The organism is Achromobacter sp. Marseille-Q0513, assembly GCF_018195695.1.
Classification (GTDB): domain Bacteria; phylum Pseudomonadota; class Gammaproteobacteria; order Burkholderiales; family Burkholderiaceae_B; genus Achromobacter.
Genome location: NZ_JAGTJY010000273.1, coordinates 1 through 5,444 on the forward strand (window position 1 = coordinate 1; position 5,444 = coordinate 5,444).

At 69.1% G+C, this 5,444-nt stretch carries 4 protein-coding genes; 2 read left to right on the forward strand and 2 right to left on the reverse strand.

The window, feature by feature from the left end; translation table 11 throughout:
- Window positions 1-123 precede the first annotated feature (123 nt).
- Window positions 124-1,245, reverse strand: a complete 1,122-nt coding sequence (locus KDH83_RS29140; RefSeq protein WP_212322217.1) for a LysR family transcriptional regulator — start codon at window positions 1,243-1,245, stop codon at window positions 124-126.
- A 336-nt stretch (window positions 1,246-1,581) separates the two neighbouring features.
- On the opposite strand from KDH83_RS29140, the gene KDH83_RS29145 reads away from it, so the two are divergent.
- Entirely contained in the window at window positions 1,582-1,950 is a 369-nt protein-coding gene (locus tag KDH83_RS29145) for a hypothetical protein (RefSeq protein WP_212322219.1), read from the forward strand.
- A gap of 42 nt (window positions 1,951-1,992) precedes the next feature.
- Here the strand turns inward: KDH83_RS29145 and KDH83_RS29150 are convergent, their stop codons facing one another.
- Window positions 1,993-3,624 (reverse strand): sensor domain-containing diguanylate cyclase, encoded by a 1,632-nt coding sequence (locus KDH83_RS29150; protein ID WP_212322221.1) that lies wholly within the window; start codon window positions 3,622-3,624, stop codon window positions 1,993-1,995.
- Between the two features lie 192 nt (window positions 3,625-3,816).
- Here KDH83_RS29150 and KDH83_RS29155 point away from each other — a divergent pair, with 192 nt between their 5' ends.
- Window positions 3,817-5,394 carry an EAL domain-containing protein gene (locus KDH83_RS29155; RefSeq protein ID WP_212322223.1) on the forward strand — a complete coding sequence of 526 codons (1,578 nt, stop codon included), beginning with the start codon at window positions 3,817-3,819 and terminating at the stop codon, window positions 5,392-5,394.
- Window positions 5,395-5,444: the final 50 nt, after the last annotated feature.

Sequence of the window (5,444 nt, forward strand, 5' to 3'; positions counted from 1 at the left end):
GCCACGTCCAGCACGGGCTGGCCCTTGTCCAGGCGCGGCGTGACCCAGTTCTTGGCGGGGAGTTCGAGCCAGGACAGATCCTGGCGCAGGCGCGTTTCCAGCGCGGCGAGGCCGGCAGCGGGGTCATTCATGGCGGGGTGTTTCCGTATGGGGGGCGTCGGCGGCGCGGGCCGGGGCAGGTTCGGCGGCGGCTTCGCCGGGGCCGTCGGGCAGGCTGGGCGCGTCGTCGCCGTAGACCGATTGCAGCAGCGCGCCGTGCTCGCAGGCTTCATGCCGGACGAAGCCGGGCAGCAGCGCGGCGGCGGCCTCGGCCAGCGCGGCGGCGGTGGCCAGGCAGGCGGACGAGGGCGGCTGGGCCTGCGGCGTGATGACGCCGAAGAAAAAGGGTATGTCCAGGTCGATGGAACGGATCGCCACGCCCGGCATGGGCGTGCCGTAGGCGGTGACCGGCTCCAGCACCGACACGCCCAGGCCGGCGCGCACGGCGGCCAGCGCGTTGATGGACGAGTTGGTCTCGATGGTGCCGGCGGCCGGCGCGTTGGCCGCCAGCGCGGCGTCCAGGCGGCGGCGCAGACGGTAGGGATTGGCCATGGTGATGAGCCGGCGGCCGGCCAGCGCCGACACCGGCACCACGTCGTGCGCGGCCAGCGGATCGTTTTCCGGCAAGGCGACCACGCAGGCGGCCTGGCCGATCCAGTGCACCGTCAGGCCGCGATGCTCCAGCGGCAGGCTGGTCACGCCCAGCTGGGCGGCGCCGGTCAGCACCGCGTGCACCACGCGCTCGGGCGAGGCGCTGCGCAGCTGGATGCGGCCTGGGCCGGGAGGGGCGGCTGGGTGCGCGTCCGGGTGTGCGTCTGGGTGTGCGGCTTGATCGGCGGCGCGGCGGGAGGCGTCCGCGCCCGCCTGCATGCGCTGCAAGGCGGCGGGCACCAGGCCGGCGGCCAGCGCCGGCGTGGCGGCGATCAAGAGGGGCTGGGCCTGGCCGCGCGCGATCTCGCCGGCGCGCTCGCGGATCTGCCGCATGCCGGCCAGCGCCCGCTCCACGTCCTCGTACAGCAGGAATCCTTGCTCGGTGGGCGTGACGCGCGGACCGCTGCGCGAGAACAGGGCATAGCCGATCTCGGCTTCCAGCTCTTGCAGCAGCCGGCTGATCGCGGGCTGCGATCGGCCCAGCAGGCGACCGGCGGCGGTGACGCTGCCGGTGGACATGACGGCCGCGAAGGCCTCGAGTTGACGCAGTTCCATCTGGTTTGACTTATGCTAAGGACGAATTCTTACGCTTGCAGTATGCGTCCGGCAAATAATTAAAGGGCATAAGTAAATTCCCTTTCTGGGGTTTTCCCTGGGAAATTCATTACTTTCAGTTATTTATCAGCGGGATGGGGGCGCCTGCCACGCCGAGGCGTGCGCGACTGCGTGCATTCTTTAGCCGGCCTGGGGCGTTGATCCGGCCTGTGGCAGGCGGGCCGCGCCTCGGGATCGGGCACAATGCGCCTGCCGCGCGAACTGCCGTAAGGAGAGTGGAAGTTGATGATCAGATATTGCTCTGCCCTGTTGATCTGCGCCTCGCTGGCGGGCTGCATGACCGTGCCAGTCGATGTCGAGACCGGGCCCAGGGCGCCTGCGTCGGCCTTTCTGGATCCGTCGCTGTTGCAGTCCGCGCCGGACAAGGGCGAGATCCGAATCGCGCGCGACGCGGGCGTTTCCGGGGCGGCCGTCAATGTGCTCATTTATCTGGATGGCAGACATGTGGTCAATGTCGATGCCAACCGGGTAGCGGTGCTGCGCGTGCCTGCCGGCATGCGCAAGATCGGAATCCAGTACTTCAACGTGTCCGAACCCGTCGAGTATCACGAGCTGCGGGTCGAACCAGGCAAGCACTATGACTATCGCATCAGCGGCACTGCGGGCTTGCTCATGGGCGAGTGGCGCTTCGAGCGTCTGAACTAGCGCCGGTGTCCGCTGCTGGTGCCCGGTACCAGCGCTCCGGGTCTATGACAGGGCGGCGGGTTCCCGGACCGCCCTGGCGCCCGGTGTCGGATTTGTCGCGCTCGAGGACGAGGCCATTTCGTAGCGGTTGCGCCCGGCGGCCTTGGCCGCGTACAGCGCGCCGTCGGCCTGCGCGAGCAACGCTTCCAGATGCCTGCCGTCCCGCGGAAAGCAGGCGATGCCGATCGAGGCCGTGACGGATGCGAGGATGCCGGGATAGGGCTCGGCCAGCGCCTGGTTGAGCTTGCGCGCCACGTCCCGCGCCGTGTCCGCGTCCGCGCCATCGAGCAGCACCACGAACTCGTCGCCGCCGAAGCGCGCCACGATGTCGGTGGCGCGCAAGGCGGCGCTCATGCGTTCCGCCGCGATCTTCAGCACCAGGTCGCCCGAGCTGTGTCCCTGGGTGTCGTTCACCGCCTTGAAGTGATCCAGGTCCAGCGCCAGCAGCGCGGCGGGCCGGGCGCTGCGCTCGCCCGCGGCCAGCGCGCGGGCCGCCAGTTCGCAAAAGAGCAGGCGATTGCTCAGCGAGGTCAGGGGATCGTGGTACGCCTGCCGGCGGGCCTGGGACAGCATGCGGGACGCGTGCAGCAGGGACCGGCCCAGCATGGCGGTCTCGCTGTAGCGGCTTTCGGGCACGTCGATGGCCTCGCCGCGTCCCAGCGCGATCGCCGGCGGGACCAGCGCGGCGACGGCATGCTCGATCCGGGTCGCCAGGCGGTAGGCCGCCCAGATGCCGGCGGCGATGATGGTCAGCCCGGCGCAGGCGCCCCAGATCAGCGAGCGCCACAGGTCCGCCGTCAGGGCGGACAGGGGCGCGCCCACCGCCACGGTCCAGCGCCCGTCGCGGCTGCGGCTGAAGGCGGTCAGCACCGGGATGCCTTCCTTGGTTTCGCTGCGCAGCGTGCCTTCGCGTTCGCGCGCGGCGGCGGCGGCCAGCGATGGCACCGCGTGCTGGCCGACGTAGCGCGATTCCTCGCGCGTGCGGCCCACGATCAGCCCGTCGTCGTCCAGCGCCGCCGCCACCCAGCCGTCCGGCATGGCCTGCCGGCGCAGCGCCTGGCCGATGCGTTGCGGCCGGATCTGCGCATACAGGCCATAGCGCACTTCGCCACGGATCTCGACGGGTATGCCGATGGCCAGCATCGGCTCATTGTGCAGGGCGGTGCTGAACAGGCCGGCCATGACGATGTCGCGGCTGCGTCCCATCTTGGCCAGCGCCGCGTCGGACAGGGCGCTGCGGATCGCCGGCCCGGGATTGGGCATGCCGCTGTCGGCCAGCGGCACGCCCTTCGGGTCCAGCAGCATGTAGCCGTCCACGTTCTGCAGGCGCAGCGCGTCGCCCAGTCGCCGATGGAAGGCCGGCAGCGCGCCGCGTTCGAGTTCGTCTTCGGTGGCCAGGATGCGCAGGCCGGTTTCCACGCCGCGCAGCTCGCGTTCCAGTTCGCCCGCGAGGCTGCGGGCGGAAGCCAGCGCGGCCTCGTATACCCGTTCCTTGCGCAGCAGGAAGTCTTCGTAAGCGGCGCCTGCCGCCACGAAAATCGTCGGCGCCGTACAGGCGATGCCGAGCAGCAGCAAGGCGCGCCGGATGGAGGGAAGCCGTCCGGCGGAGGCGGCGCTGCGGTGAGGATTCGTCATTTTTCTTCAAAAGCGCTCGTTTTCCGGCCGGTTTGCGAGCATTTACGCGATTTTGAATACCATGCCGGGCTACTGCGCGGTATTATTTTCGCCTGCAACATTCGCAGTGCTTCTGATCACCATCAACAAGGCGTGAGATGGGGGGCGGTTCGAATGAGCAAGCTCGCGACGACACTTGTTTTGGTTTGCGCAATGCTGGTCGCTGCAGTGGTTCCCACATTCATGGGGATCGCGCTGCTGGACTATTTTGCGTTTGAACGGGCCAAGAATCAGGCCCAGACCGTGTCCAAGGCCGTGCTCAAGCGCGCCGACGACGTGCTGACCCAGTTGTGGGAAGTCAGCCGGACGCTCGGCGACATGGGCAACAGTCCGCCCTGTGCGGCCTTCGCCCGCGCAGAGATGGGCAAGCTGGTGCTGCAGTCGCCGCTGCTGCGCGCCATCGCGGTGCTGGACGGATCGCGCGTGGCCTGTTCCTCGCTGGGCCACAGCATGGACAAGGTGGATATCGGCCAGCCCGATTTCGTGTCCGTGCGCGGTGTCAAGGTCTGGAGCGACGTGGTGCTGCCGGCCGCGCCCAATCTGCACTACAGCGCGCTGGCCGACGGCGGCTATGCCATCTTCCTGAATCGCGGCGACTTCCTGGGCGCGGCGGAACTGCTGGCTCCACACATGACGCTGGGGCTGGCGTATCCGGGCACGGCGGCGCAATTCCTGGGCAGCGGCAACGTCGACCCCGCCTGGATGGAAGGCCTGGAGGATCGCGTGCCCGTGACCGAGGAGCGCGCCGGCGCCGTCGTCGCGCTGACGCCGTCGTCGAAGTTCTCTTTCTTCGCCATGGCGACCCTGCCCAAGCATGCCTATCTGCACGACATGGCGCTGACCCGGTGGATCGTCGGCGTCACGGGCGCGCTGGCCGGGCTGCTGGTGTTCACGGTGATCTTCTGGCAGTCGCGGCGCGCGCTGGATCTGCGCACGCAGTTGCAGCGTGCCATCCACAACCGGGATTTCTATCTGGCCTATCAGCCCATCGTCGACCTGCGCAGCGGCGCCTGGGTCGGCGCCGAGGCGCTGTTGCGCTGGCGGCGGCCGCTGGGCGCCGAGGCGATCGGCCCGGACATCTTCATTCCGGCCGCCGAACGCTTCGGGCTATCCGGAGACCTTGCCACGATGGTGTTCGACCTGGCGCGCCAGGACATTCCGGTCATCGCCGCGCAGGCGCCCGATTTCTATGTGTCGCTGAACCTGGCGCCCAGCGAGCTGTGCTCGGGCAAGGGACGCGCCCTGACCCAGCGCCTGCTGGAAGTGACGGGCCGGGATCCGAAGCTGTTATTCATCGAGCTGACCGAGCGCGGCCTGCTGGAGCAGAACGCCAAGGAACGCATCGAGGAACTGCGCGCGCTGGGCGTGCGGATCGCGATCGACGATTTCGGCACCGGCTATTCGAGCCTGGCCTACCTGGCATCCTTTTCGCTGGATTACCTGAAGCTGGACAAGCTCTTCACGCAGGGCATCGCGGACAAGGGGCCGCGCCGGACCGTGGCGATCCAGATCGTCGAACTGGCCCGGTCGCTGGACCTGGACGTCATCGCCGAAGGCGTGGAAACCACCGAGCAGGCCATGGCGGTGTCCACGCATGGCGTGGCCAAGGCGCAGGGCTGGCTGTACGGGCGCGCGGTGCCGCTGGATGAATTGCTGCGACGCTTGCCGGAAGGCTTGCGGCCACCGCCGCGCGCGCCGCAGGCCATCGCGCAGGAAGTGCCCGCGAGCTAGTGTGCTGTCCCGCAGATACGCCCGCACGAAATCCACCCCTAGCCGCCATG